26 protein-coding genes are annotated in these 25562 nt (G+C 58.1%); 15 read left to right on the top strand and 11 right to left on the bottom strand.

Features of this window, described 5'->3' with window-relative positions; all coding sequences use genetic code 11:
• Positions 1-201 precede the first annotated feature (201 nt).
• Complete coding sequence (gene dsbD / locus A15D_RS02930; RefSeq protein WP_102790707.1) at positions 202-2073, bottom strand: protein-disulfide reductase DsbD; 1872 nt, start codon at positions 2071-2073, stop codon at positions 202-204.
• Between the two features lie 211 nt (positions 2074-2284).
• Here dsbD and A15D_RS02935 point away from each other — a divergent pair, with 211 nt between their 5' ends.
• Positions 2285-3292 (top strand): DUF2333 family protein, encoded by a 1008-nt coding sequence (locus A15D_RS02935; RefSeq protein WP_031226136.1) that lies wholly within the window; start codon positions 2285-2287, stop codon positions 3290-3292.
• A gap of 176 nt (positions 3293-3468) precedes the next feature.
• Here A15D_RS02935 and A15D_RS02940 read toward each other — a convergent pair whose 3' ends face one another.
• Positions 3469-4341 (bottom strand): metal-dependent hydrolase, encoded by an 873-nt coding sequence (locus A15D_RS02940; protein WP_102790708.1) that lies wholly within the window; start codon positions 4339-4341, stop codon positions 3469-3471.
• Between the two features lie 96 nt (positions 4342-4437).
• On the opposite strand from A15D_RS02940, the gene A15D_RS02945 reads away from it, so the two are divergent.
• The gene (locus A15D_RS02945) at positions 4438-5466 is read left to right on the top strand and encodes an AraC family transcriptional regulator (protein WP_102790709.1); all 1029 of its coding nucleotides are present in this window, start codon (positions 4438-4440) and stop codon (positions 5464-5466) included.
• A gap of 619 nt (positions 5467-6085) precedes the next feature.
• On the opposite strand, the gene ppa is transcribed toward A15D_RS02945, so the two are convergent.
• The 3 genes from ppa to A15D_RS02960 all read right to left on the bottom strand — a co-directional run bounded on the left by ppa (position 6086) and on the right by A15D_RS02960 (position 7316).
• Positions 6086-6619, bottom strand: coding sequence for an inorganic diphosphatase (ppa, locus tag A15D_RS02950; protein WP_022986785.1), 534 nt, complete (start codon positions 6617-6619; stop codon positions 6086-6088).
• A gap of 149 nt (positions 6620-6768) precedes the next feature.
• Positions 6769-7134, bottom strand: a complete 366-nt coding sequence (locus A15D_RS02955) for a rhodanese-like domain-containing protein (RefSeq protein WP_233192035.1) — start codon at positions 7132-7134, stop codon at positions 6769-6771.
• Entirely contained in the window at positions 7131-7316 is a 186-nt protein-coding gene (locus A15D_RS02960) for a hypothetical protein (RefSeq protein WP_102790711.1), read from the bottom strand. The genes A15D_RS02955 and A15D_RS02960 overlap by 4 nt, the downstream gene beginning before the upstream one ends.
• 144 nt (positions 7317-7460) lie before the next feature.
• Here A15D_RS02960 and upp point away from each other — a divergent pair, with 144 nt between their 5' ends.
• Both upp and A15D_RS02970 read left to right on the top strand, forming a co-directional pair.
• Positions 7461-8087, top strand: coding sequence for a uracil phosphoribosyltransferase (gene upp / locus A15D_RS02965; protein WP_102790712.1), 627 nt, complete (start codon positions 7461-7463; stop codon positions 8085-8087).
• A 20-nt stretch (positions 8088-8107) separates the two neighbouring features.
• On the top strand, positions 8108-9418 hold the full coding sequence (locus A15D_RS02970; protein ID WP_102790713.1) for a uracil-xanthine permease family protein: 1311 nt from the start codon (positions 8108-8110) through the stop codon (positions 9416-9418).
• A gap of 37 nt (positions 9419-9455) precedes the next feature.
• On the opposite strand, the gene A15D_RS02975 is transcribed toward A15D_RS02970, so the two are convergent.
• Genes A15D_RS02975 through A15D_RS02985 form a run of 3 tightly spaced genes read right to left on the bottom strand, consistent with a single transcriptional unit; the run spans position 9456 to position 10729 of the window.
• Positions 9456-9857 (bottom strand): VOC family protein, encoded by a 402-nt coding sequence (locus tag A15D_RS02975; protein ID WP_102790714.1) that lies wholly within the window; start codon positions 9855-9857, stop codon positions 9456-9458.
• 1 nt (position 9858) lies between these two features.
• The gene (locus A15D_RS02980; RefSeq protein WP_102790715.1) at positions 9859-10386 is read right to left on the bottom strand and encodes an SRPBCC family protein; all 528 of its coding nucleotides are present in this window, start codon (positions 10384-10386) and stop codon (positions 9859-9861) included.
• A 13-nt stretch (positions 10387-10399) separates the two neighbouring features.
• On the bottom strand, positions 10400-10729 hold the full coding sequence (locus A15D_RS02985; RefSeq protein ID WP_102790716.1) for a helix-turn-helix transcriptional regulator: 330 nt from the start codon (positions 10727-10729) through the stop codon (positions 10400-10402).
• A 376-nt stretch (positions 10730-11105) separates the two neighbouring features.
• On the opposite strand from A15D_RS02985, the gene A15D_RS17500 reads away from it, so the two are divergent.
• The 5 genes from A15D_RS17500 (at position 11106) to A15D_RS03010 (ending at position 13169) form a co-directional block, all read left to right on the top strand.
• On the top strand, positions 11106-11264 hold the full coding sequence (locus A15D_RS17500; protein ID WP_369825813.1) for a DUF1090 family protein: 159 nt from the start codon (positions 11106-11108) through the stop codon (positions 11262-11264).
• The gene (locus A15D_RS17505) at positions 11236-11427 is read left to right on the top strand and encodes a DUF1090 family protein (RefSeq protein WP_369825814.1); all 192 of its coding nucleotides are present in this window, start codon (positions 11236-11238) and stop codon (positions 11425-11427) included. The genes A15D_RS17500 and A15D_RS17505 overlap by 29 nt, the downstream gene beginning before the upstream one ends.
• The gene (locus tag A15D_RS03000) at positions 11424-11774 is read left to right on the top strand and encodes a VOC family protein (protein ID WP_102790719.1); all 351 of its coding nucleotides are present in this window, start codon (positions 11424-11426) and stop codon (positions 11772-11774) included. The genes A15D_RS17505 and A15D_RS03000 overlap by 4 nt, the downstream gene beginning before the upstream one ends.
• A 102-nt stretch (positions 11775-11876) precedes the next feature.
• On the top strand, positions 11877-12671 hold the full coding sequence (gene murI, locus A15D_RS03005; RefSeq protein WP_102790720.1) for a glutamate racemase: 795 nt from the start codon (positions 11877-11879) through the stop codon (positions 12669-12671).
• A gap of 90 nt (positions 12672-12761) precedes the next feature.
• Complete coding sequence (locus A15D_RS03010) at positions 12762-13169, top strand: VOC family protein (protein ID WP_102790721.1); 408 nt, start codon at positions 12762-12764, stop codon at positions 13167-13169.
• 719 nt (positions 13170-13888) lie between these two features.
• Here A15D_RS03010 and A15D_RS03015 read toward each other — a convergent pair.
• The gene (locus A15D_RS03015; protein WP_102790722.1) at positions 13889-15151 is read right to left on the bottom strand and encodes a 6-phosphofructokinase; all 1263 of its coding nucleotides are present in this window, start codon (positions 15149-15151) and stop codon (positions 13889-13891) included.
• A 258-nt stretch (positions 15152-15409) separates the two neighbouring features.
• Between A15D_RS03015 and A15D_RS03020 the strand changes: the two genes are divergently transcribed.
• On the top strand, positions 15410-15934 hold the full coding sequence (locus tag A15D_RS03020; RefSeq protein ID WP_102790723.1) for a hypothetical protein: 525 nt from the start codon (positions 15410-15412) through the stop codon (positions 15932-15934).
• 141 nt (positions 15935-16075) lie between these two features.
• On the opposite strand, the gene A15D_RS03025 is transcribed toward A15D_RS03020, so the two are convergent.
• Complete coding sequence (locus A15D_RS03025) at positions 16076-16969, bottom strand: DNA-binding response regulator (protein WP_102790724.1); 894 nt, start codon at positions 16967-16969, stop codon at positions 16076-16078.
• Positions 16966-20316 (bottom strand): ATP-binding protein, encoded by a 3351-nt coding sequence (locus tag A15D_RS03030; protein WP_102790843.1) that lies wholly within the window; start codon positions 20314-20316, stop codon positions 16966-16968. Before A15D_RS03030 ends, A15D_RS03025 begins: the two co-directional genes overlap by 4 nt.
• Before the next feature lie 307 nt (positions 20317-20623).
• Between A15D_RS03030 and urtA the strand changes: the two genes are divergently transcribed.
• From urtA to urtE, 5 genes are all read left to right on the top strand, one after another.
• On the top strand, positions 20624-21880 hold the full coding sequence (urtA, locus tag A15D_RS03035; protein WP_031227146.1) for an urea ABC transporter substrate-binding protein: 1257 nt from the start codon (positions 20624-20626) through the stop codon (positions 21878-21880).
• Between the two features lie 122 nt (positions 21881-22002).
• Positions 22003-22929 carry an urea ABC transporter permease subunit UrtB gene (gene urtB / locus A15D_RS03040; protein ID WP_022986797.1) on the top strand — a complete coding sequence of 309 codons (927 nt, stop codon included), beginning with the start codon at positions 22003-22005 and terminating at the stop codon, positions 22927-22929.
• 9 nt (positions 22930-22938) lie between these two features.
• The gene (gene urtC / locus A15D_RS03045) at positions 22939-24081 is read left to right on the top strand and encodes an urea ABC transporter permease subunit UrtC (RefSeq protein ID WP_102790725.1); all 1143 of its coding nucleotides are present in this window, start codon (positions 22939-22941) and stop codon (positions 24079-24081) included.
• Positions 24078-24827: an urea ABC transporter ATP-binding protein UrtD gene (gene urtD / locus A15D_RS03050; protein ID WP_022986799.1), complete on the top strand. Its 750-nt coding sequence runs from the start codon at positions 24078-24080 to the stop codon at positions 24825-24827. Before urtC ends, urtD begins: the two co-directional genes overlap by 4 nt.
• 21 nt (positions 24828-24848) lie before the next feature.
• Positions 24849-25538 (top strand): urea ABC transporter ATP-binding subunit UrtE, encoded by a 690-nt coding sequence (gene urtE / locus A15D_RS03055; RefSeq protein WP_022986800.1) that lies wholly within the window; start codon positions 24849-24851, stop codon positions 25536-25538.
• Positions 25539-25562: the final 24 nt, after the last annotated feature.

Genomic DNA, 25562 nt, shown 5'->3' on the forward strand with positions numbered 1-25562 from the left:
AAACATACAAGCGTCGCTGGCGGCGCGATCATCCAGCGTCGAAGGAAAAGGCGAACGCCACAGAGGGCACAGAGCACACGTAAAACAAGTTTTCTCCGTGATCTCTGTGCCCTCTGTGGTGACGGTGCTTTTGATTATGGTCAGCTATCGCGCCGCCAGCGACGCTCCTACGGCAAGGGGAGGGAGTCGGGTAGGGGGGCATCAAAGCCCCGGCACCACCCGGGCGTTAAGGTGCTCAATAAAACGTTCCGGCCCCATTTCACCCAGTACCCGGGATTTGGGGATTTCGTTGCTGGCAGGGGTGAAGAATACCAGGGCCGGCAGGCCGAGGATGTTGTATTGCTCCATGATGGCCTGGCTGTCGGCGTTGATCTCGGTGATATCCACCCGGTAGAGGTCAAAGCCTTGCATTTCGGTGAGCACGGCTTCGTTGCTGAGGGTGGTTTCCTCCAGCACCTTGCAGGCGACGCACCATTCGGCGAAGAAATCCACCAACACGGGCTTGCCCGCCTGGCGGGACGCGGCGAGTGCCTGCTCCAGTGATGCCTTGCCGACAACCGTTTTCCACGGGCCGTGGTCCTGTGTGGCCGGGTTGGCTTGTTGCTGCACTGTTGCTGCCGGCTGGGTGAGCGGCTGCAAGGGTTGCAGCGGATCGCTGCCGCCACTGAGAGCGCCAACAATCATCACCGAGCCGTAGAGCGCCAGCACCAGCGCTACACCTCGCTTGAGGCGGGCCAGACCTTCGCCGGCGGCATCCAGCGCGCCAAGCTGCACGCCATAGATGGCCAACAGCAACCCGTACAGGCCGAGGGTGAGGGTGTCACTGATAATGCGGTCCAGTAGCCAGATGGCCACGCCGAGCATGACCACACCGAAGAAGCGCTTGATCTCTTCCATCCACATGCCGGCTCGTGGCAGCAGGCTGCCGCCGCCGGTACCAAAGATGATCAGTGGCACCCCCATTCCGATGGACAGGGCGAACAGTGAGGCGGCACCGGTAGCCGCATCGCCGCTGGCAGCGACATAGATCAGCGCACCCGCCAGGATCGGGGTCACGCAGGGAGAGACGACCAGTGCCGAGATCACCCCCATGAGGCCCGCGCCCAGCAGACTGCCGCGCTTCTCTTCGCCGGGTTGATGCAGCTTGTCACGCAGAAAATGGGGAAGCTGTAGCTCGTACAGCCCGAACATGGATAGGGACAGCAGAACAAAGATCACCACAGAGGTGATGATGGCAGCGGGTTGCTGAAGCAGGAACTGCAGATTCAGCCCGGCACCGAACAGGGCGACCAGCAACCCGGCCAGGGTATAGGGCACGGCCACCCCGAGAACGTAGGCGCTGCTCAGGACAAAGCCGCGAGAGGTGCTGGGCTTGTCTTGGCCGGCAATGATGCCAGACAGAATCGGCACCATGGGAAACACGCAGGGGGTAAATGCCAGTAACAGGCCGCCGACAAAGAACAGACCTACGATCAGACCGATGGACTGGTTTTCCATCCATTCATTGAAGGCATTGGCATCATCGGAATTCAGGGTGTCAAAGAAATCCGCGTCGTCAGAGGCGGCTGGGCTGGTGGACGACGCGGCGGGCGACTTTTTTTCCGGCTGGGGGCTGGCAAATTCAACGATCTTTTTGGTGGGGGGATAACACAGGGTGTCTTCGATGCAGCCCTGGTAACGCACTTCCAGTCGGGTATCTACCAGCGGCACGGATTGCAGCGGCAAGGCCAGTGACAGGCGGTGAAAGTAGACTTCCACATCACCAAAAATCTCGTCGGTCTTGGCTTTGCCCTCCGGCAGGATGAAATCGGAGAAGTCATCCAGCACGTTGCCGTTGGTATCGGTCAGGGTGAACTTGAACTGGTGCTGGTAAAGATAGAGGTTGTCGTACAACTCAAAGTCGAGCAGCACTTGCTGGTTGTCCCAGTCGGCATCGGTGACCAGTACGATGGCTTCATCTACGGTGGGCAAACGATCCTGATCGCCAAACAGGCTGTCGGCATTCGCATGGGCAGTCATAAAGACTGGTGCCAGGGCAACCAGCAGCAAGCAGTGCCGCCAAATCAACATCATCATATTCTCCCGTCCGTCCCTCAGCCCGGATTCAGACCGCGAGACAGCGCCACGGTTCCTGAGGCCACAAGCGGGGTATTGTCGTCATCTGGGGCGGGCAAGGCAAAGGGCAATAGGCTGACCGCAACAACACGCTGACGAATGCAGGAGGGTTGGGTGTTGGGCTCATCCCTCATGTATAGTGAGTGACGGACTGATCTTGGGAGTGATCATGAGTAACGAGAAGTTCAGCGAAAAAATGGGGGATGCAATGCTGGACCCCCGCAACAACCGGATCTGGAAAGGATTGATGTGGTTGCTGGTACTGCTGCTGCTGGTCGATGTGTTGCTTGGCTGGTACTGGAGCCAGGAACCTGATCTGCGCACGGTGACCCCTGTGCCCGATGCGGTGCCGGGTGAAACCACCACCCGTGAGCTGATTTTTGTTGCCGATACCTTGCTGTCCAAGCCGGGTGGTTACCTGAGTAATGACATTCTGCCCCATCGTCTGTGGCTGGATAACATGCCCAGCTGGGAATATGGCGCGCTGGTACAGGTGCGGGATTTCACCCGGGTATTGCGCCGGGACATGAGCCGTTCCCAGTCCCAGAGCCAGGAAGACCGCGACCTGGCCATTGCCGAACCCCAGTTCAACTTTGACGCCAAAAGCTGGACCATGCCGGCCACCGAAAGTGAGTACCGCCGCGGGATCAGCGCCCTGCAGCGCTACCTGGACCGGTTGACTGACGCCAACGAAAACGACGGCAAGTTCTACGCCCGTGCAGATAACCTCAACTACTGGCTCAACGAAGTGCAGAACCGGTTGGGGTCCCTGAGTCTCAAACTCAGCCAGAGCGTCGGCCGTAGCCAGCTCAACGTGGACAAGGATGGTGCCCTGGCCATGGCCAAGGTGGATGCCGACGAGGAATTTGTGAAAACCCCGTGGCTGAAAATCGATGATGCGTTTTATGAGGCCCGTGGTGCCACCTGGGCGCTTGCGCAACTGATGCGCGCAGCGGAAGTGGATTTCGCCGAAGTGCTCCGCAAGAAAAACGCCACCGTCAGCTTCCGCCAGATGGTACGCGAACTGGAAGCCACCCAGGAAACCGTGTGGAGCCCGATGATCCTCAACGGCGACGGCTTCGGCATGCTCGCCAACCACTCGCTGGTGATGGCCAACTATGTTTCGCGTGCCAACGCAGCGTTGATTGATTTGCGCAAGCTGTTGGTGGAAGGCTGAGACTTCAGTGAACAGTTAACAGTGAATAGTGAACAGCGTCGCGGGCCTGGTCTTTCAGGGTCTTCAACGCAAGAGGCCGCGCTCAAAGGTTGGGCGCGGCCTCTTGCGTTGAAAAACAGTAAAACGTTGCTCGCGCAACTGTTCACTATTCACTGTTAACTGTTAACTGTTAACTGTTAACTGTTCACTGCCATTTTCTTCCCCTTAGGCTCAGGCAGCGTCTTGCGCCATTCCTCGATCAGGGCGCTGTTGTCATCGTCCCAGGGGTGGAAGCCGGGTTTCAGGTAGGAGAACCAGGCGGGGATGATGCTGCTGATCACGCCTTTGTAGCCGAAGCCTTTCCACAGACCTTTTGCCAGGGTCAGGGGCTTCTTGTGGACGTTGTCCCGTTTGAGCATTTGCCAGGTGAAGTAGCTTGAAAAGCCGATCAGGTAGGCAGTGCTGGAGAGGAACAGCCGTTGGCGTTCCAGGTAGTTGCCGTTGACGTCTTTGTACAGGTCGTAGGCCACCGCCTTGTGTTCGGTCTCTTCGATGGCGTGCCACACCCACAGGTTCCGTACTGCCGGGTCCATCTTGTTCATCAGGTCCGGGCGGCGAAGAATGGCGTCAGCCAGAATCGCGGTGAAATGCTCCAGGCCTGCGGTGGCGGCCAGTTGCTGGCGTTTGCTCATGTGCTTGCGGGCACCAGCTAACAGTTTGTTGGTAACGGCCAGGGCCTTGCCGACGATGTCGTCGTACTTGCCATCGGCAATCAGGTCATTGAAGGCCTGGTGCTCCAGTGAATGCATGGCCTCCTGGCCGATAAAACCGGAAATGTCCTTCTGGCGATCCTTGTCATCGACCTGGTCACGCAGGGCACGAACCGAATCCACAAAGAAACGTTCACCGTCAGGAAACGTCAGCGACAGGATGTTCAGCAGGTGTGTCAGTACCGGGTCGTTATCGAACCAGTAATCATCGTGCTGTAGGCCTTCAAAAGAGAACCCCATGCGACGAGGGGTAATCGGGACCGAAGGGTGGGTGTGTTTTTTCACCAGAGACAAATTCATTTTACACTCCGGGCAATATGCCGTTGATGACATCGCTCAATGGCAACTACTATGCGATGTCATGCAGTTAATGGTCTTGTCGCGGAGGGCCAACAAATGGTGAGTTCGGGCCGTCCTTGGGGAAATGCCGGTGTTCCTGGCATTTATGTGGTGTTGCTCTATGACCTGTTGGTCTCGCTGGACCTTGATGCCCCCGCCTTGCTGGCGGGGTTGGGGGTCAGCCGGGATGAGTTGCTGGCGGTAGACCGGCGGGTATCCATGTCGCTGGCCCAGACGGTGGCGGAGCGTGGCGTGGAAATGGTGGGGGAGCGCGGTCTGGGGTTTCGCTATGCCCGGGCCATGAGTATTACCCTGCATGGGCCTGTGGGCCTGTTGGCGCTGTCCAGCGCCAGCGCCCAGGATGCACTGGATGCCGCCTGCCGTTTTCTCGGCTTGCGGGCCCCTTTTCTGGAAATTCATCAGGCCCGAAAAGGGGACTTTGCCCACCTGCAATTGCGCAGTACCCGCTCGTTGGGGATTGCTCATGACTTCATTATTGAGGCCATGCTGGTTGGGCTCGTGTTTATGGTCGAGCAGCTGCTGGAGACCTTGCCGGAGGGGACACTGATCCATCGGCAAGGTGCTGCCCCGGAGTGGCTGTCTGCGTTGAAAAAGGACGTGGGCGTGCCGGTGTTATTCGAGCAGTCCAGCGATGCCCTGATTTTCCCGTTGTCAGCGTTGGCGGCGCGGCCGCGGTTGGCTGACCCTCAAGTGGCTGCCATTGCCCGAGAGCAGTGTGAGATGCAATTTCGTCAATGGCGCACAGAAGAGGAAGGGGTGACCGCAGAGCGGATTCGCACCGCCTTGCAGGACCACCCGGCACCGCTGCCCTCACTGGAAGCCATGGCCGACCGGTTGGCGGTCTCTGCCCGAACCCTGAAACGGCATTTGCAGCAGGCCGGGCTCAGCTATCGTCAGTTGCAGGATGAAGAGCGTTATCGGCAGGCGCAACGGTTGCTGGAAAAGCCTGATCTCAGTATCAGTGAGGTGGCTTACACGCTGGGTTACAGCGATGTGGCCAACTTCTCCAAGGCGTTCAAGCGCTGGAGTGGGGTGACCCCGAAGGGGTATCGGGAACAGCGTTGAGCGGTTATCAGCTGTGAGCTACAGCTTGATTGGAAGGGCAGCCCCAGAATAGTTCCTGGGTTTTAAGAAGAACGGGAATGCCTTACAGATCGTTGAGTTCGGCGAACTCAAATAACCTATGGCCCAGTAGGAGCTATGCTTGCATGGCGACCCGAGCCCAGGCGAGGTATAGATTCCAGAGCGAATGTAATAAAGGGCCTCGCTGTCGCTCGATTCGCCATGCAAGCATAGCTCCCACAGACAGGGCATTTGAGCTCCGTTTGCGCCATGGGGGAATGTTGAACCCCTTGTAGGAACCGGAGTGCAACGGAGGTAACAGCTGCAGGCTGGCCCGAAGGGTGAGCGAAGCGAATAAAGCCAACTTGTTGGCCGAAGGGCAGTCAGGTTGGTGCCGCCTCTGCAGAGTGACCCATGCTCAGTTCGGCCAACAAGCTGGCCCTCGCGGTTTTGTCGTTGGCATGTTGCGTGATGCATGCAGCGTGTTGCAGCCGTAGAGCGGCCAATAAAAAACCGCACCCAGGGGTGCGGTTTTTTATTGGCTGGCAGCGCGGGGCGAGGTATTCGATTTCGGTATGACCTGGACCCGCGTTGCAGCTTGTAGCTTGTATCTGCCTTTCGCTTACTTGCTGCTTTCGTAAGCTTCAACAGACTTCAGGATCTCGGCCTTGGCGGCGTCAACGCCGTCCCAGCCGTCAACTTTCACCCATTTGCCTGCTTCGAGATCCTTGTAGTTCTCGAAGAAGTGCTTGATCTGTGCCAGCAGCAGCTCGGGCAGATCGTTGATGTCTTTCACGTTGTCGTACAGCTTGGTCAGCTTGGTGTGCGGTACGGCAACCAGCTTGGCATCTTTACCGGCTTCGTCGGTCATGTTCAGGATGCCAACCGGGCGGCAGCGGATTACGGAACCGGGAACCACCGGGTAAGGGGTGACAACCAGCACGTCCAGCGGGTCACCATCTTCGGACAGGGTGTTGGGGATGTAGCCGTAGTTGGCCGGGTAGAACATGGGAGTTGCCATGAAACGGTCGACGAATACGGCGTTGCTGTCTTTATCGATCTCGTACTTGATCGGGTCAGCGTTGGCCGGGATCTCGATGGCCACGTAAATGTCTTCCGGAATCTCTTTACCGGCGGGAACCTTAGCAAAATCCATGGTCTGTCCTTCTCAACAGGGTTGGTGGTGGGCGCGGATTATAGCAACGGCGAGGCCTCGCGGCTAATGGCCGAAGGTCGTAGCGGGGGAAAGAATGGGAATATGCTTATTCCGGTGCCGTCAAAGGGCACCGGGGTAAGAAAAACGGCTTATTTGCTGGCTTGCCAGCCCGGGAAATCGCCTTCCAGGAGTTTTACATGCTTGAACCCGGCGTTTTCCAGTGTGGTAGCGGCCGCACTGGCGCGACGACCGGACTGGCAGTACAGCACGATCTCTTCCTTCTTGTACTTCTCAAGCATGTCCAGGTGGTGTTCAACATTCTTTGCCGGTACCAGAATGGCACCAGGAATGTGCCCGGCAAGATATTCGTCCTCATCGCGAACGTCGATGATGATTGGGGTTTTACCCGCTTGCATGGCTTGTTTCAGCTCACTGATGCTAATGCTGTCTGCCGCCCACAGGGGCGAAGCAAGTAGCGAGCAGGTGATAACAAGGATCTGGATCAGTGACTTCATAGTTGTGACTCCTGTCGAAGGCTTTCCCATTCCTGCAGTTCCTCCCAGAGTTTGTCGGCGTCGCGAACCATGCTGGCGATGGACGGTTTGGCGGCCGGATTGGAGAAACTGGCGGCCAACGCGCGGCTGGCACACTCATAAACAAACTCTTTTCGCTGCATTTCGGCAAGGGTCTTGTTCACGGTCTGATCCTGATTTTTCTTTTCTTTGACATTAGCACCGACAAACCGGGGGCGATACCCCAGTGGACAGGATGTACACCAGTGACATTTGAGCTGTAACCCGCACAATACTCACAGACAGTTTTTCTCTGGAGCCAACGACCCATGTCCATACATGAAATTCGCCACCCCCTCGTTAAACACAAGCTGGGTTTGCTCCGTCAGCAGAGCCTGAGCACGCGCAGTTTTCGCCAGCTTACGGCTGAAGTGGGCAGCCTGCTGACCTATGAAGCGACCAGCGATCTCGAGCTGGAAGACTACAATGTGGAAACCTGGATGGGGCCGGCGCCAGCCCAGCGCATCAAGGGAAAGAAGGTCACGGTAGTGCCGATTCTGCGTGCCGGCATTGGCATGCTCGATGGGGTACTGGAATTGATTCCCAGTGCCAAGGTCAGTGTGGTGGGGGTGTATCGGGATGAGGAAACCCTGGAACCGGTGGCGTATTTCGAGAAGCTCGCCCATGACATTGATGAGCGGCTGGCACTGGTGATCGACCCGATGCTGGCGACCGGCGGTTCTCTGGTGGCGTGCATCGACATGCTCAAGAAAGCCGGTTGCAAACAGATTCGTGCGTTGGTGCTGGTGGCTGCGCCAGAAGGTATCGAGAAGGTCACGGCGGCCCACCCGGATGTGGATATCTATACCGCGTCGGTGGATCAGGGACTGAATGACGCGGGCTATATCGTGCCTGGGCTTGGTGATGCAGGTGACAAGATCTTTGGCACGCGGTAGGACGTGAACGGGAGAAAGGCATGAGCCAGGCAGGCGGTTTCTGGAACTGGAAAATCATACTGATCGGAGCGCAGATGCTGTTTGTGGCGTTTGGCGCAATGGTGCTGATGCCGCTGCTGACCGGACTCGATCCCAGCGTGGCGCTGTTCACCGCAGGCTTGGGGACGCTGCTGTTCCAGTGGATTACCCGGCGTTCCATTCCGGTGTTTCTGGCTTCTTCGTTTGTGTTTGTCGCGCCAATCTCCCATGGGGTAGAGCAGTGGGGCGTACCGGCAACCATGGGCGCGCTACTGTGTACGGCGGTGGTGTATGTGATTCTCGGGGCACTGGTGAAGTGGCGAGGCCCGGGTTTTCTGCACAAGCTGATGCCCCCGGTCGTCACGGGGCCAATCATCATGGTGATTGGCCTGAGCCTGGCGCCCACCGCCGTGAATTTCGCTATGGGCTTGTCCGGGAATGGCGAGACAGCGTTGTTTCCCTACGGTGAAGCATTGCTGGTGGCCATGATCTCCCTGCTTACCACGATGCTGGTGGCCACGCTGGGGCACGGGTTGTTCCGGCTGCTGCCTATTCTGTGCGGTGTGCTGACCGGTTATCTGACCGCCCTGTTCATGGGAATGGTGGATTTCTCCGCGGTGGGTCAGGCCAGCTGGCTGGCGGTGCCCACCTTTATTGCTCCCACGTTCTACTGGCCGGCGATTCTGTTCATGGTGCCGGTGGCGCTTGCCCCGGCCATTGAGCATGTGGGGGATGTGTTGGCAATCAGCAATGTCACCGGCAAGGACTATATTCGCAAGCCCGGTTTGCACCGCACCCTCACAGGGGACGGTGTCGCCAGCATGGCGGCGGCACTGTTTGGTGGGCCACCTAATACGACTTATTCCGAAGTGACGGGTGCAGTGATGCTGACCCGGGTGTTTAATCCGGTGGTGATGACCTGGACAGCGATCTTTGCCATTACTCTGGCCTTTATCGGCAAGTTCGGTTTGTTGTTGCAGAGCATTCCTACACCGGTGATGGGGGGCATCCTGATTCTGATGTTCGGCTCCATCGCCAGCGTGGGCATGAATACCCTGATCAAGGCGCAGGTCGATCTGCACGCTCAGCGCAATCTGGTGATCGTGGCGGTGACCCTGATCTTTGGAATTGGCGGTATGGTCATGGGTAATGGTGACTTTACCCTGCAGGGGATCAGCCTGTGTGGTCTGGTGGCGGTGGTGCTCAACCAGGTTTTGCCGGCGGCGCCGCAAATTGCCGACGATCTCCATGAGGAGCAAGCCTACGTGGAAGACCTGCTGGATCATGCCCGTGGCAAGAAAGAGCAGCCTTGATATTGCGCTGCCCTGCCGGTGGAGGGCGGTGCCCAGCCTACGGTTGCGCCAGCATCAGTTGCCAGGAGACGCCGAAACGGTCCTGCACCCAGCCGAATAACGGATTGAAGCCGTAGTCATCCAGTGGCATCAGCGCCTTGCCGCCTTCTGTCAGGGCAGCAAAGGTCTGCTTCACCTGCCTCTCTGTCTCCAGTGTCAGGCACAGGGAGGTGGAGGGGGTGAAATCAAAATCATGGGGAACCGGGCTGTCGATGCAGTGCACGGTTGCGTTGCCGATAGTAAACATCGCTTCCTGCACGCAGCCTTCCTTGCCGGGGCCGTCCGGTCCGTACCGTACCTTGCGACGCAGGGAAAAGCCCTCGATCACTTCGGCATAAAGCGCAAGGGCATCGTTGGCCTGTCCCTGGAACATCAGTTGTATCGTCAGTGCTGTGCTCATCCTATGCCAATACCTTGCGATAGTGCGCTTCCAGTGCCGTATGGCGTGGCCAGAAAGCACTGCGGGCCTGGCCGTTCAGCTCTTCAATGAGAATGCCAAGGTGGGTGTGCCAGCCGCTGGCCACGCTGGTGCGGGTATCCAGATCACCGGGCAGCTTGCGATGGGTCAGCAACAGATGGACCTGGTCCCCGTCTTCGCTGAGCTCGAAGGTGACTTCGCCCTCGTTCTCCCCCCAGGTATGAGCCAGCACATGGGGTGGCTCGAAGCGGGTGATGGTGCCGGTCAGGGTGGCGCCGTTTTCCAGATGTCGGTATTTCTCTGGAGCGGGTTGTTTGTGTCCGGACAGGTTCTGGTGGTGGAAATGGATTTCCACCGCGCCGCCAACACACTGCCCCAGCGTGCCGCCCCCCAGCCAGCGGGCTCGTTTGTCCGGATCCGTCAGATAGGCCCAGACGCGTTCGATGGGGCCGGGCAGAGTGCGCTCAACCGTGAGTGTGGTGGCGCTTTTAAATTGTACGTCCGTTTCCATGATGAACCTCCTGTCAGTCTCCATCCCTGAGTGCCTGTTCCAGCGCATCCAGGCTGTGATTCCAGAACGCCCGGTAGCGTTGCAGCCACGCCTCTGCCTCGGCCAGGGGATCGGCATTGAGTCGGCAGTGGTGTGTGCGGCCTTGCACCTCGCGCATGACCAGCCCGGCTTTCTCAAGCGCCCTGACATGCTTGGAGGCACCCGCCAGCGACATCGCATGCGGGGCCGCCAGCTCGCCGATGCTGCAGGGGCCTTGTTCAAGCTGTTGCAGCATGGCTCGACGGGTTGGATCGGCGAGAGCGGCAAAAACAGAGCTGAGATGTTGATCGTTATATTTAACCATAAGGTTTAATTTATGGCTGGCGGCGAAGACATTCAACCATATTGTTTAATAATGTCCGGTGAACCGACAGACGGTCAGACCCGCCCGAGGTTCCAGCAGCCTTGGCGGTAAAGATAACGCCGTGCATTCGTATTGATGAAAGGCTGTGGATGGGGCACCTTTAGGGAACCTCAGATCATGCAGGGTTTGTTCAGAGGCCGGATCGGCACAGGATAAACCGGTTGATCAGTGGAATCAGGGAGGTGCCTGGATGGCTCATCACAGTATCGTAATCCTATTGCAGAGGTCGGCTTTCATGGCGTTGTTATTGCCTTCGCAAGTGTTGGCATCGCCGCAATGTGCAGACGCGGTGGGTTGCGAACGCAAGTTCTGTGAAATGGAAAGGCAGATCGATGAGGCAGAAAAACAGGGTAACCGCCGTCAGGCTGCGGGGCTGGAAACCGCGTTGGCTGAGGCCAGAAAATCGTGCACGGATACGAGCCTCTATCAGGACATGGCAAGAGGATATCGATGCATCAGAATCGGATCTCGCTGAATACCGGGAAGATCTTGAGCAAGCCCGCCGGGAAGGTGATACACGAAAAGTCGCCAAATACTTGCAGAAAATAGAAGAAGAAAAAGCGGAACTGGAAGCCTTGAAGCGCGAGCAGGCGGACGCAATGCACCCAAAAGAGGGTGGGGGCATGGTGGCACCATGAGAATCAAGCGGATCATGTCGAATACCACCACGCAGGACCCGGAAAAGGCCAGGGCTTTCTACGGCGACATTCTGGGGCTGGATCTGTTGATGGACCATGGCTGGTTCCAGACCTTTGGCGGTGACGAGATGATGCGTGTTCAGATTAGTTTTGGTTCCGAAGGCGGGGCTGGCACCCCGGTGCCGGATCTTTCCATTGAGGTTGATGATCTTGAGGAGGCGCTGGGGCGGTTTAAACAGGCAGGCGTTCCCATCGAATATGGGCCGGTCGTGGAATCTTGGGGAGTGCAGCGCTTTTATGTGCGAGACCCGTTCGGCAAACTCCTTAACATTCTTCAGCACATCTGATCCTGCATTCCGGCAACGTATCACGCCTTTTGCGCCCGGTTGCGCTACAATCGCATGCTGTTTCCGACGCAAGCTCCGGGCCCGACAGCAGACAAACCCAGCATGACTCTTTCTTCCCCCATCGGCATTTTCGATTCTGGTATTGGTGGCCTGTCCGTTGCCCGTGCGGTACGTGAGCGCTTGCCGGGTGAGTCGATCTTGTATGTGGCCGATTCCTGCCATGCTCCCTATGGAGACAAGTCCGATACCTTTATTCGTGAACGTATGCATGTGATCACGGATTTCCTGCTTGCCCAGGGCGCCAAGGCCGTTGTGGTGGCTTGCAATACGGCTACCACCGCGGCCATCGCCCAGTTACGTGCGAGTTTTTCGGTGCCGATTATCGGCGTGGAGCCGGGGGTCAAACCTGCTGTCGAGGCGACCCGCAGCGGCGTGGTGGGGGTGCTGGCGACCCCGCGCACCCTGCAAACCCATTCCTTTGAATCGCTGGCGGCGCGTTTCAGTCGTGATGTGACCTTGTTGGTGCAACCGTGCCCGCATCTGGTTCGCCAGATCGAGGTGCTGGATTTCGACGGGGATGAGACCAGGGCGTTGCTGCGTGAGTACCTGGCGCCGTTATTGTCCGAAGGGGCCGATACGATTGTGTTGGGGTGTACCCACTACAACTATCTCGCCGAGCAGATTGCGGCTGTCGCTGGGAGAGATATCACGATTATCAGCACTGAGGTCGCAGTGGCCCGAGAGGTTGGCCGGCGGCTTGGTATGGCTTCCTTGCTGGCTGCCGGTGAAAACGGCGGTCAGGGCAAATTTTTCACCAGCGGCGATACCGGGTTGTTCCGACGTCAGCTGGATTGCCTCTGGGGAGAGGGTGCAGTGATGGACCTTTTCGAAGAATAAATCGGTTCCCTGTCGAAATCCCGTTTCTGGATTCGATTACTGGGTGATGGCAAAAGCCGTTTTGCCCACGTCACTCTCAGGAGAGCCAAGATGTCCCGTATGCTTTTTGTCAATTTACCGGTGGCAGATCTACCCGCCTCAATGGCGTTCTATGCTGCGCTGGGGTTTGAAAATAATCCGCAATTTACCGATGAGACTGCCGCGTGCATGGTCTGGAGCGAAGCGATTTATGTGATGCTGCTGACGCACGAAAAATGGCGGACTTTTACTGACAGGCCGATTCCTCCCTCTCATTCCAGTGAAGTGATGCTGGCGCTGTCTCATGATAGCCGTGACATTGTGGATGCAGTAAATGAGGCGGCGGCACGGCATGGCGGCAGTGCGGATATCAATCCCCGGCAGGATCTGGGTTTCATGTATAGCCGCAGCCTGGCAGATCTGGATGGACATGTCTGGGAAATGATGTGGATGGATATGTCCGCCATGGATAACGGCTAATCATAGAACAATAAAAAGGTTCATCGCGGATTAACCGGAATCGTCCACTGAAAAGACCATTCCGCAGGAACGTCGGTTATCGCGCCGCCACCGAGCGTAGCGATGGAACGCCCGCAGGGCGGCCCGAAGGGTGAGCGGAGCAAATAACCGACGCTCCTACGGGCAGGCCTCGGCAGCAGCATCTTCCCGCTAATCCGCGATGAACCTTTTTTGCCGCTTTAAGGTCGCTAGACGCTTCACTCAACAGGCCAACCCAAACGTAGGGCGGAAATCGGCGCCAGCCGATCTCCGCCGTGCCGCCGCACGCGACAAGGTTACACACCACCCTCATCATCCTGTCGGAGATGGGCTCACGCCCATTTCCGACCCACGACGGCAGAGTCACCCACGACGAATTTGCCACGCAAGGCTATCTGTAGGAGCGTCGCTGGCGGCGCGATTCCAGACCAGGATCAAAAGCCTTTTCACCACAGAGGGCACAGGGGGCACTGAGGAAAGACGGTTTTTCTCTGTGGATCCTGTGTTAAATCAGTCTTTAACGACGTGGGCTATCGCGCCGCCACCGAGCGTAGCGATGGAACGCCCGCAGGGCGGTCCGAAGGGTGAGCGGAGCGAATAACCGACGCGCCTACGGCAAGGGACGGAGAGATTCAATCGGGCAGCCACGATGAACCATAAAAAAGCCCCGCAATGCGGGGCTTTTCATGATCACGTCTGTATCAGATCTCGAAGACGTCGTTCAGCTTCTTTGTCACCGGTGCCAGCTTGAGCTTGGCGAACTGGGGCAGGCCATTCTTGTAAGGGGGGTAGGATTCGCCACCGATCAGCGGTGCAAGGTACTCGCGCGCCGACGGGGTGATGCCGAAGCCGTCTTTGCTGATGAACTTGCGCGGCATGGGCTTTTCCACGTTGGCGACTTTTTTCAGCGGGGCCTCACCGATGGTCCAGCTGTATTTCTTGGTCTTCTTGCGTTCGATAGTGGGCATCACCGCGTTCTTGCCGGCGACAGCAAATTCCACCGCAGCACGGCCGACTGCGTAGGCTTGCTCCATGTCGGTGGCTGAACCGATATGGCGGGCCGCCCGCTGCAGGTAGTCACTCACCGCCCAGTGGTATTTATAACCCAGTTCTGCTTTCACCATCTGCGCAATCACCGGTGCGACGCCACCCAGTTGTTTGTGGCCGAAGGCGTCGGTGGTGCCAGCGTCAGCCAGGAAGGTGCCGTCTTCATAACGGGCACCTTCGGAGACCACGATGACGCAGTAGCCCACTTTTTCAACGGTGGCCTGTACCTTCTTCATGAAGGCTGCCTTGTCGAAGGCGATTTCGGGGAACAGGATCAGATGCGGAGCATCGTCGTTCTCTTCCTTGGCCAGGCCCGCGGCGGCGGCGATCCAGCCTGCGTGACGGCCCATCACTTCCATGACGAACACCTTGGTGGAGGTGGCGCACATGCTGGCCACGTCCAAGGCGGCTTCACGGCAGCTCACGGCGGTGTATTTGGCGACGGAGCCAAAGCCCGGAGACACGTCGGTGAAAGGCAGGTCGTTGTCCACGGTCTTGGGTACGTGGATGGCCTGGATCGGGTAGCCCATTTTTTCTGACAGCTGGGAGACCTTCAGGCAGGTGTCAGCGGAATCGCCGCCACCGTTGTAAAAGAAATAGCCGATATTGTGCGCCTTGAAGACCTCGATCAGTCGCTCGTATTCGCGCTGGGAGGTTTTCAGGTCTTTCAGTTTGTAGCGACAGGAGCCGAAGGCACCACCGGGGGTGTACTTGAGCGCGTCGATGGCGCTTTTGCTTTCTTTGCTGGTGTCGATCAGTTCTTCGGTGAGGGCACCGATAATGCCGTTGCGGCCGGCGTAAACCTTGCCGATGACATCCTTGTTCTCACGGGCGGCTTCGATCACGCCGGCAGCGGAAGCATTGATGACGGCGGTAACACCGCCAGACTGAGCGTAGAAAGCGTTTTTACGCGCCATGTGACAGACCCCTTGGTTCGATTTGTGGGCATTCTAGCGAAGGCAGGGCGGAAACACACCCGATGTTGTCGGACGAAGCAGCTTCGAGCCATGAGCTACGAGCTACGAGACGCGGGATAGCAAGCCATCAATGTGATTCGCTGTGCCCGCGAGCATAGGGCACGGAAGGATCTGCACCTTGCGCTTTTAGCTTTTTCTGATAGCTCGTCGCTCATAGCTGGTAGCTGTTTTTCCCCCGCTCTGGAAGAATAGCGCCCCATGAATGCACTCATTACCTTGTTCTGGCGGTTAGCCATCTTTCGGGCCAGCCCGGAACACACACCCTATTCCCAGTCTGTGTTTGCGCTGGTGCTGTTGCTGTGGTCCGGCCTGCAGTTACTGGTCGGTCTGTTGCAGCAGGGCTTGCCTGCGTCATTGCTGCTGGGCAGCCAGTGGATTGCGCTGACCGTATTGCTGGGTGGCACCTTCATCATGCTGGCCTTCAAGGGGCTCGGTGGGCGCTGGCTGCAGACGGCGACCTCCCTGGTGGGGGTGGATGTGGTGTTGTCGCTGGCCAATCTGCCGTTGTTGCTCAGTGGCTGGTTGTTCGGACCCGGCGCTGACTGGGTGCAGGTGTTTATTCTGCTGCTGGTGAGCTGGCAATTGGCCGCCCAGGCATTCATTTTTCATCGTGCCTTGAATGTGGGGCCCTTCCTGGGGTTGGGCATTGCCATGGCCTTGCTGGTGGCCAGCTATGGCAGCGTGGCGGTGCTGTTACCTGCGGTAATGGCCCCGGCTGGTTGAAAAGCAGCTGCGAGCTATGAGCTATCAGCTGTGAGAAAAAGCTAAAGACCACAGGCGCCTTTTTTTACCCGCGCGGGCACGGCTTATCAGGTTGATGGCTGACTCTGTTCGCGTCTCATAGCTCATAGCTCACCGCTGTCCTCAATACCGCGTCAGCAGCTGGATCACCATGGCGGCAGCAGCGGTGCGATTCTCCACGCCCAGCTTGCGAAAGATCTGTTCCAGATGCTTGTTTACCGTACGAGGACTCAGTTCCAGGATCTGGGCAATTTCCCGGTTGGTTTTGCCGTGGGCGATCCAGGCCAGCACCTGGGCTTCGCGTTGCGTCACGTGCAAGGCGGTTTTCAGCATCTCCAGTTCGGCATCACTGTCATGGTGCAGTAAACGGAAAAGGTGTTCGTGGTTTTCGGCCTGGCCGAGATAACGCACCTGCAGGTTGCCCGGTAGCTGGTTGAGCTGTTGTCCGCGTTCCGGTTGGTGGCTCATCCACCGTTGAATCGCCTCGGCCAGCTGTTCGCGGGGAACGCCGGTCTTGTCCAGCAGCTGTTCCACTTGTGGTGTTGCCCAGCGCCATTCGCCTGCCGGGGTGGTAGAGAAGCTGGTCTGGCCCAGGCGGTCCAATGTGGTGTGGGCGCTTTGGGTCATGCGGGCGTTGTTCAGGTGGACGCGGATCCGGGCAATCAATTCGTCGGGGCGCACCGGTTTGGTCACGTAGTCGACGCCACCGGCTTCCAGGCCGCGAACCACATCTTCGCTTTCGGTCAGCCCGGTCATGAAAATCACCGGGACGGATGACAGGGAAGGGTGCTGTTTCAGCCGGCGGCAGGTTTCGAAACCGTCCAGGTTCGGCATGATGGCATCCATCAGGATCAGGTCCGGTGTCATCTTCTCGGCGATGCCCAGGGCCTGCTGGCCCTCCAGTGCGACCAGGGCGGTCAGCCCCGCCTGATCCAGTGCGTGATGAATCATGCCAAGGGAATCAGGGGAGTCGTCGACGACCAGAATCAGGTCTTTGCGTTGTTGGGCGGCGTTCATGCGGCAGTCTCCAGCAGGCGGATCACCGCCTGAAAATCAAACAGGGTCAATCGGGAATCCAGATCGCCGGCCAGGGCGGTGGGCAGTTGTCCCTTGGCTTTGGCTTCGTCCAGGCGCTCGCGAAGGGCGCTGAGGTGGCCAATCTCGGCCAGTGCCAGTAGCTCATCGCGTAGTGTCTGGTCGAGCAGGATCACCGGTTCTTCGGTAACAGGAATGCGCTTCTGCGGGGCGCTGTTTTGGTGTAGCCAGGTCAGGCCCAGTTGCCGGGCCAGGCAATCCACCAGCGCGTTCAACTTGAACGGCTTGGTGAGGTAATCATTGTGCAGCCCTTCCGGGATGTCTGGCTGGTTTTCGCGGGCGTTGCCCGACAGCATCACGATGGGCCCGCGGTAGCCCTGGCGGCGAATATGCTGGGCGGTTTCCCAGCCGCTCATGCCCGGCATGGAGATATCCATCAGGATCAGATCCGGGTTGATATGTCGCGCCAGTTGCATGCCGGTTTCCCCGTCCGGTGCTTCATTGAGCACAAAGCCCAGTGGCGTCAGCAGATCGCTGATCAGGCCGCGGTGAGAAGGGTCGTCATCGATAATCAGCAGGCTCTTTCGCTCACCGGTATAGCCGATCACTGGGCTGCGCTCCTGGTGGACGGGATCCGGGCCATTGAGGCGTGACAGCATCACCGACAAACGGAATTCACTGCCTTGCCCGGGCGTGCTGCTGACCTGAATGTCGCCGCCCATGATATCGGCCAGTAGTTTGGTGATCGTCAGTCCCAGGCCGGTGCCGTGAACACTGGGTATACCGGGCTTTCGCACGCGCTCGAAGGGGCGGAAAATCCGCTGCAAGTCTTCCTCGTCGATGCCCACGCCGGTATCGGCAATGGAGAACTCGGCCACCTGGTTGCGATAGCGGAAGGTCAGGGTGACCTGTCCCTCGCGGGTAAACTTGATGGCATTGGAAAGCAGATTGATAAGAATCTGCCGTAGCCGTTTTTCATCGGTGGTAACCCAGCCGGGGATCGGGGTCTTGCTGCGGAATTCGAAGCCGATACCTTTTTCGGCCGCCTGTAACTGGAACATGGTGACCAGCTCGTCGATCAGTTCCGGGACGCAAACCTGATTGCGATACAGTTCCAGCCGACCGGCTTCAATCTTGGAAATTTCCAGCAAGCCTTCGATCAGATCTGACAGGTGCTCGGTACTGCGACGAATAGCGCCGATGGCATCGCGGCGGTTGTCCGGGATGGTGGGGTCCTGTTCCAGCAATTGTGCGTAACCGAAGGCTGCATTCAATGGCGAGCGCAGCTCATGGCTGAGACCGGTGAGATAGCGGCTCTTGGCCTGGTTGGCGGCCTCAGCAAGCTCTTTGGCTTTTTGCAGCTCCCGGTCAGTCTTTTCGTGGGCCTTGATTTCTTCCATCAGCATGCGTGTTTGTCGGCGGCTTTCCTCCTGGGCCACCACCCGGCTTTCGTGGGCCAGCACGAACAGCCAGGCCACCACGCCGCTGATGATGATGAGAATGGCAAACACCTTGATCAGCGTGTCAGCCATCAGCGCTTGAACGTGGGGATCGCTGACCGGAATCTGGTAATACACCAGTGCCAGCAGGCCGCTCATGATCAGTGTGATGGCAACCAGCAGACCGAGGAAGTGGCCCATGCGTGACCGCAGTGGTCGAATCATGGTGTCCGGTAACAGGCCGCCGAGCCATTCCATCATTTGTTCGGAAAAACGTGCGTTGGTTTTGCAGCTGTCGTTGCAGCGGGCATCCAGCGAACAGCACAGGGAGCAGATCGGCCCGTTATAGGCCGGACAGAAGGCCATGTCTTCACGATCAAAGGTGTGCTCGCAGATACAGCAGGCGTGGCCCTCCAGCTCCCGGGTGGAATCCGGGGTGCGGGCAATGTAATAGCGGCTGCGGGTAAGGAGCGCCAGCAGGGGGGTGGTAACGAAGGTGCTGGCCAGGGCAATGAAGGAGGCAAGAGCCTCCGGTGTGGCGCCCCACAGGCCGGTCTTGGCGGTCAGGCCGATCCCGGTGGCAATGAGCATGGAGCCAAAACCCACCGGGTTGAGGTCATAGAGGTAGGCCCGTTTGAATTCGATGTGTTTGGGGCTGAGCCCCAGCGGCTTGTTGATGACCAGATCCGCGACCAGCGCTCCCATCCAGCCCACGGCCACCAGCGCATAACTGCCAAGGATGGATTCAAAGGCTCGATAGATACCGATTTCCATCAGCACCAGGGCAATCACGACATTGAAGACCAGCCAGACCACCCGGCCCGGGTGACTGTGGGTTAGCCGCGAGAAAAAATTGGACCAGGCAATGGAGCCGGCGTAGGCATTGGTGACGTTGATCTTGAGCTGGGAAAGGATGACGAAAATTCCGGCCAGCGCCAGCAGAAAGGTGGGGTTGGTGGTCACATGACTGAAAGCCACCAGGTACATGTGCATGGGTTCCTGGGCTTGTTCCAGCGGCAGGCCATGGTAAAAGGCGAGCACGGCCAGAAAGGAGCCGGCCAATACCTTAAGGCCGCCAATCACCGTCCAGCCTGGCCCGCCGCACAGCAGCGCCAGCCACCAGCGCGCCCGGTTGCCCTTGCGCGATTCGGGCATGAAGCGAAGAAAATCCACCTGCTCGCCAATCTGGGCTACCAGTGAAAACAGCACCGTGGCGCCGGCCCCGAACATGATCAGGTTGAAATGGCCGCCATCGTTGTTCAGCCCTTCAAAGGCGGTCCAGCGCGGTAAGGTTGAGGGGTCCTGAAACAGAATGAACACGAACGGCAGCAGTTGCAGCAGTACCCAAAGGGGCTGGGTCCATAGCTGGAAGCGGGTGAGGGTGGTGATGCCATGGATGACCAGTGGAATCGCCACCAGAGAGCTGACCAGGTACCCGATCGTGAGGGGAATGCCAAACAGGATCTCCAGTGCCATGGCCATGATGGCCGCCTCCAGGGCAAAGAAGATAAAGGTGAACGAGGCGTAGATCAGTGAGGTGAGCGTGGAGCCCAGGTAGCCGAAGCCAGCGCCGCGAGTCAGCAGATCGATATCCACCCCGTAGCGGGCGGCGTAGTAACTCACCGGCAGGCCAAGCAAAAAGATCACCGCCATCACCGCCACGCAGGCCGCCATGGCGTTGATGAAGCCGTAGTTGAGCGTCATGGCGCCGCCAATGGCTTCCAGTGCCAGAAAGGTCACTGCGCCAATGGCGGTGCCGGCCACCCGGCCGGCAGACCAGCGCCGGGCGCCCTTGCCGGTAAAACGCAGGGCAAAGTCTTCCAGGGTCTGGTTTGCCACCCACTGGTTGTAGCTTCGGCGTACGCGAAATATGCGCTGTTCAATGGCCATAGGGGGACCCGGTTCGGCAGCGGAAATCCCTGTCGCGGACGCCGTGTACATGTGCAAGCAGGCCATCATGGCCTGCGCAGCCCCCGGAAAACGGGGCATCTGGCAATGCTCTGATTTGATGCATATTCCATGCCCGTTTATTTACTTCGCGCCTGAGCATAGGTGGCTTTGGGTGGCCCCGGTATGCGTCAAATGACGTACCTCGATGGCGCAATCTCCGAATGGGAGGCAGGGGGGCAGATTTCCATACTCGTTGGCGAGGGAAACGACGTGCTTCCCGTGACATTCGCTGATGAGGGGTACACCAATGAAATTGAGCAAAACCCGTTCTGCTAACCAACGGTCGTCCTGGACGCGCCGTCACCTGCTGGGGGGGCTGATGGCGTTACCTGCGCTGTTTGCCTTGTCCAATTCCGCACTGGCGGACGCTGCCAATACCACCGGGCTGGCGGTGACCGACGACACGGTGAAGGTAGGTATCCTGCACTCCATCACCGGCACCATGGCGATCAGTGAGACCGGTTCTGTGCAGGCCGAGAAGCTGGCCATCGAACAGATCAACGCCTCCGGGGGTGTACTCGGTCGCCAGATCGAATATATCCAGGAAGATGGCGCCAGTGACTGGCCTACCTTCGCTGAGAAATCCCGCAAGCTGCTGGTGAACGACAAGGTGGCCGCCGTGTTCGGTTGCTGGACTTCCGCTTCCCGTAAAGCGGTACTGCCGGTGTTCGAGCAATACAACGGCATGCTGTATTACCCGACGTTCTACGAAGGTCTGGAACAGTCACCCAACGTGATCTACACCGGTCAGGAGGCGACTCAGCAGATTCTGGCAAGCATCGACTGGCTGGCCAAAGAGAAGGGTGCCAAGACTTTCTACCTGCTCGGCTCTGACTATATCTGGCCGCGTACCTCCAACAAGATTGCCCGCAAGCACATCGACAAGCTGGGCCTGAAAGTGGTGGGTGAAGAGTACTACCCACTGGGTCACACCCAGTTCAACTCCGTGATCAACAAGATCAAGTTGAAGAAGCCTGATGTGATCTTTGCTTCTGTGGTGGGCGGTTCCAACGTGGCCTTCTACAAGCAGATGAAAGCCGCCGGTGTCGATCTCACCAAAGAGAAGCCGCTGCTGATGACCATCTCGGTAACCGAAGATGAAATCCTGGGTATTGGCGGTGAAAACGTGGAAGGTGCCTACGCCTCCATGAAGTACTTCCAGAGCCTGACCAACTCCAACAACGAAGCCTTCGTGAAAGCGTTCAAGGAACGCTGGGGCGATGACATCGTGATTGGTGACGTGACCCAGGCGGCTTACCTCGGCCCCTGGCTGTGGAAAGCTGCGGTGGAAAAAGCCGGCTCTTTCGATATCGAAAAAGTGCAGGCCGCTTCTCCCGGCATCGAGCTGACCACTGCGCCTGAAGGTTATGTGCGCATTCACGAGAACCATCACCTGTGGTCCAAGGCACGAATCGGCCAGGCCCAGACTGATGGTCAGTACAAAGTGATCTACGAAACTGAAGACCTGATGGAGCCGGATCCGTTCCCGGAAGGTTACCAGTAAGCACTTGCGTTAACCGGCGCCCAGGTTTGATCGGGCGTCGGCCTTTCCTTTCCTGACCTGTTTTTTTGTCTTGCCGCTTTACCTAATCACAGTACGCCAATCACTGTTCGGGAGTACCTGCCATGTTCGCTGACTACACCATGACGGAGTTGACCTCGATCTTCGCCATGCAGGGATTTGCCGGCCTGTCGCTGTTTTCCATCTTTGTGCTGATGGCGCTGGGGCTGGCCATTATTTTTGGGCAAATGGGCGTGATCAACATGGCCCATGGTGAGTTCATGATTCTGGGTGCCTACACCACGTATCTGACTGCCCAGGTGTTTGAAAGTGTTATGCCCGGTTTATACGGGGGTTATTTCTTTGTGGCCATGATATTGGCCTTTGTCGTCACCTTTGCACTGGGGGCATTGGTGGAATGGTTGATGATACGGCATCTCTATCATCGGCCGCTGGATACCTTGCTGGCCACCTGGGGCCTGAGTCTGATTCTTCAACAGACCTACCGCAGTGTGTTCGGCGCCCGTGAAGTGGGGGTCAGCCTGCCGGACTGGATGATGGGCTCCATTGCGGTCACGGATCTGGTGGAGATCCCCATCAACGGATTGTTTGTGATGGTGCTGTCGTTGCTGATCGCCTTCGCCGTTTACCTGCTGATGTTCCGTTCCGGTTGGGGCCGTCAGGTGCGGGCCGTGGTGCAGAACCGTCCCATGGCCGAAGCTGTGGGTATCGACAGTGGCCGGGTTGACCGGGTCACCTTCGCGCTGGGTTGCGGCATCGCCGGTGTGGCGGGTAGCGCCTTTACCATGATTGGTTCCACCGGCCCGACCTCTGGTCAGCTGTATATCGTCGATACCTTCCTGGTGGTGGTGTTCGGTGGCGCCCAGAGTCTGCTTGGCACCATTGCTTCTGCCTTCACCATTTCCCAGGCTCAGTCCACCATGGAGTTCTTCCTGAGTGGTTCCATGGCCAAGGTTCTGACCCTGCTGTTTGTGGTCGGCATTCTGATGCTGCGCCCGCAAGGTCTGTTCGCCCTGAAAGTGCGTCGCTAGGAGGCTGCCATGAAAGCAAATCTGTTCATCGAATGGTTGAAGTCCCGCGAGGGCATCTACTATGTGCTGCTGGCGCTGCTGCTGGTAGTGGTCTTCCCGCTGGCACTGGAGTCTTTCCGCCTCAACATGGTCGGCAAGTACCTGACCTATGCCTTCGCGGCCATGGGACTGGTGTTGTGCTGGGGCCGCAGTGGCATTCTCAGCCTGGGGCAGGGGATCTTCTTCGGCCTGGGCGGTTACTGCATGGCCATGTTCCTCAAGCTGGAAGCGTCCAGCCCGGAGAACACCGCCATTCAGTCCACCCCGGGGATTCCTGACTTCATGGACTGGAACCAGCTCACCGCGCTGCCGTGGTTCTGGGAACCCTTCCACAGCTTTTCTTTCACCCTGATTGCGGTGCTGGCGGTACCCGCCTTGCTGGCCTTCATCATTGCGGTGGCCATGTTCAAGCGCCGTGTGGGTGGCGTGTACTTCGCCATCATCACCCAGGCCATTGCCGCCATCCTGACCATTCTGATCATCGGTCAGCAGGGCTTCACTGGCGGGGTCAACGGGATTACCGATCTGCGTACCCTGATGGGCTGGGATATCCGCACGGATGAAGCCAAGACACTGCTCTACTTCGTGTGTGTGGGCATGCTGTTTGTCTGCCTGATCGTGGGTGCCTGGGTGATGCGCAGCAAGCTTGGCCGCATTCTGCTGGCCATGCGTGACCAGGAAGACCGGGTGCGATTCTCCGGTTATGACGTGGCGTCCTTCAAGATCTTTGTGTTCTGCCTGGCGGCCATGTTTGCCGGTGTCGGTGGCGCCATGTTCACCCTGCAGGTGGGTTTCATGTCTCCGTCGTTCGTGGGCATCGTGCCGTCCATCGAAATGGTGATCCTGTGCGCGGTGGGTGGCCGCAACTCCCTGCTGGGTGCCATCTACGGTGCACTGATTGTGAATGCCGCCAAGACCTTCTTCTCTGAGTCTTTCCCGGAACTGTGGCTGTACGGCCTGGGCGTGTTGTTTATCGCTGTGGTACTGGCCTTCCCGGATGGTCTTGCCGGTCTCTATCGCCGCTATGTGATGCCGCTGGAAAGCAAACTGCCGGCCATGCTGCGCCGTGGCAATGCTGAAGCACAAACCCTGCCTGTGGAGGAAGCCAAATGAGCCCGAGCAAACAAGATTTCATTCTTGCGGTAGAAGGGTTGACGGTGTCTTTCGATGGCTTCAAGGCCGTGAATGATCTGTCCCTGTACCTGGAGCCAAAGGAAATTCGCGTGATCATCGGCCCCAATGGGGCCGGCAAGACCACGGTGCTGGATCTGATCTGCGGCAAGACCAAGGCCACGGACGGCTCCATCAAGTTCCAGGGGAAAGAGCTGACCAAGATGAGCGAGCACAACATTGTTCGCGCCGGGGTCGGGCGCAAGTTCCAGAACCCGTCCATCTATGAAGATCTCACTGTGTTTGAAAACCTGGAAGTGTCCTATCCCGCCGGACGGTCGGTGATCGGCGCGCTGGCCTTCAAGCGAGATGCTGCGGTAATTGAAGCGGTGGAGGAAGTGGCAGAAACCATCTTCCTCACCGACATGTTGCATCAGGAAGCCGCTCTGCTTAGCCATGGCCAGAAGCAGTGGTTGGAGATCGGCATGCTGCTGATCCAGAAGCCGGATCTTTTGATGCTGGATGAGCCAGTGGCGGGCATGTCTGTGGCGGAGCGGAAAAAAACCGCCGAGCTGCTGCGGGTGATTACCGAGAACCACACCGTGCTGGTGATCGAGCACGACATGCAGTTTGTCGGTGATATTGCCGACCGGGTGACGGTGATGCATCAGGGCAAGGTGTTGTCCGAAGGCTCCATTGATCACGTCAAGCAGGATCCAAAAGTCATCGAAGTTTATCTGGGACACTGACGCTGAGGCGAGGTACTGACTATGTTGAATGTATCGAATCTGCAGGTGGCTTACGGCCAAAGCACCATCATCAGCGACATGAACCTGAACATCGCCGAGAACGAAATCGTGGCGGTGGTAGGGCGCAACGGCATGGGCAAGACCACGCTGATGAAATCCCTGATCGGAATGGAAAAAATGCGTGGTGGCACCGCGCAACTTGATGGCCAGGATCTGACCGGACTGAAAAGTTTTCAGCGCGTCAAAGCCGGGCTCGGTTTTGTGCCCCAGGGGCGAATGATCTTCCCGACCCTGACGGTGAAAGAAAACATTGAAACCGGGCTGGCGGCGGTGGGTGAAAAGAAAGTGCCGGAGGATCTGTATGAACTGTTTCCGGTACTGAAAGAAATGCAAAACCGTCGCGGCGGTAACCTGTCCGGCGGTCAGCAGCAACAGTTGGCCATTGCCCGGGCGCTGGCAACCCGGCCCAAGGTGCTGTTGCTGGATGAACCCACCGAAGGGATTCAGCCTTCCATCATCAAGGACATGGCGAAAACCCTGAAACGTATCCGTGACGAACGTGGCCTGTCCATTGTGGTGTCCGAGCAGGTGCTGAGTTTTGTGATGGATGTGGCCGACCGCATTCTGGTGATCGAGAAAGGCAAGATCGTTCACGAAGAAAGTGGCGACGACGTGAACCAGGAAAAGATTGCCGCGTATCTGGCGGTATAACCCCGCCCGTTTTTTGAACCCATT

The sequence above is a fragment of the Alcanivorax sp. MD8A genome, assembly GCF_002888555.1.
GTDB lineage: Bacteria > Pseudomonadota > Gammaproteobacteria > Pseudomonadales > Alcanivoracaceae > Alcanivorax.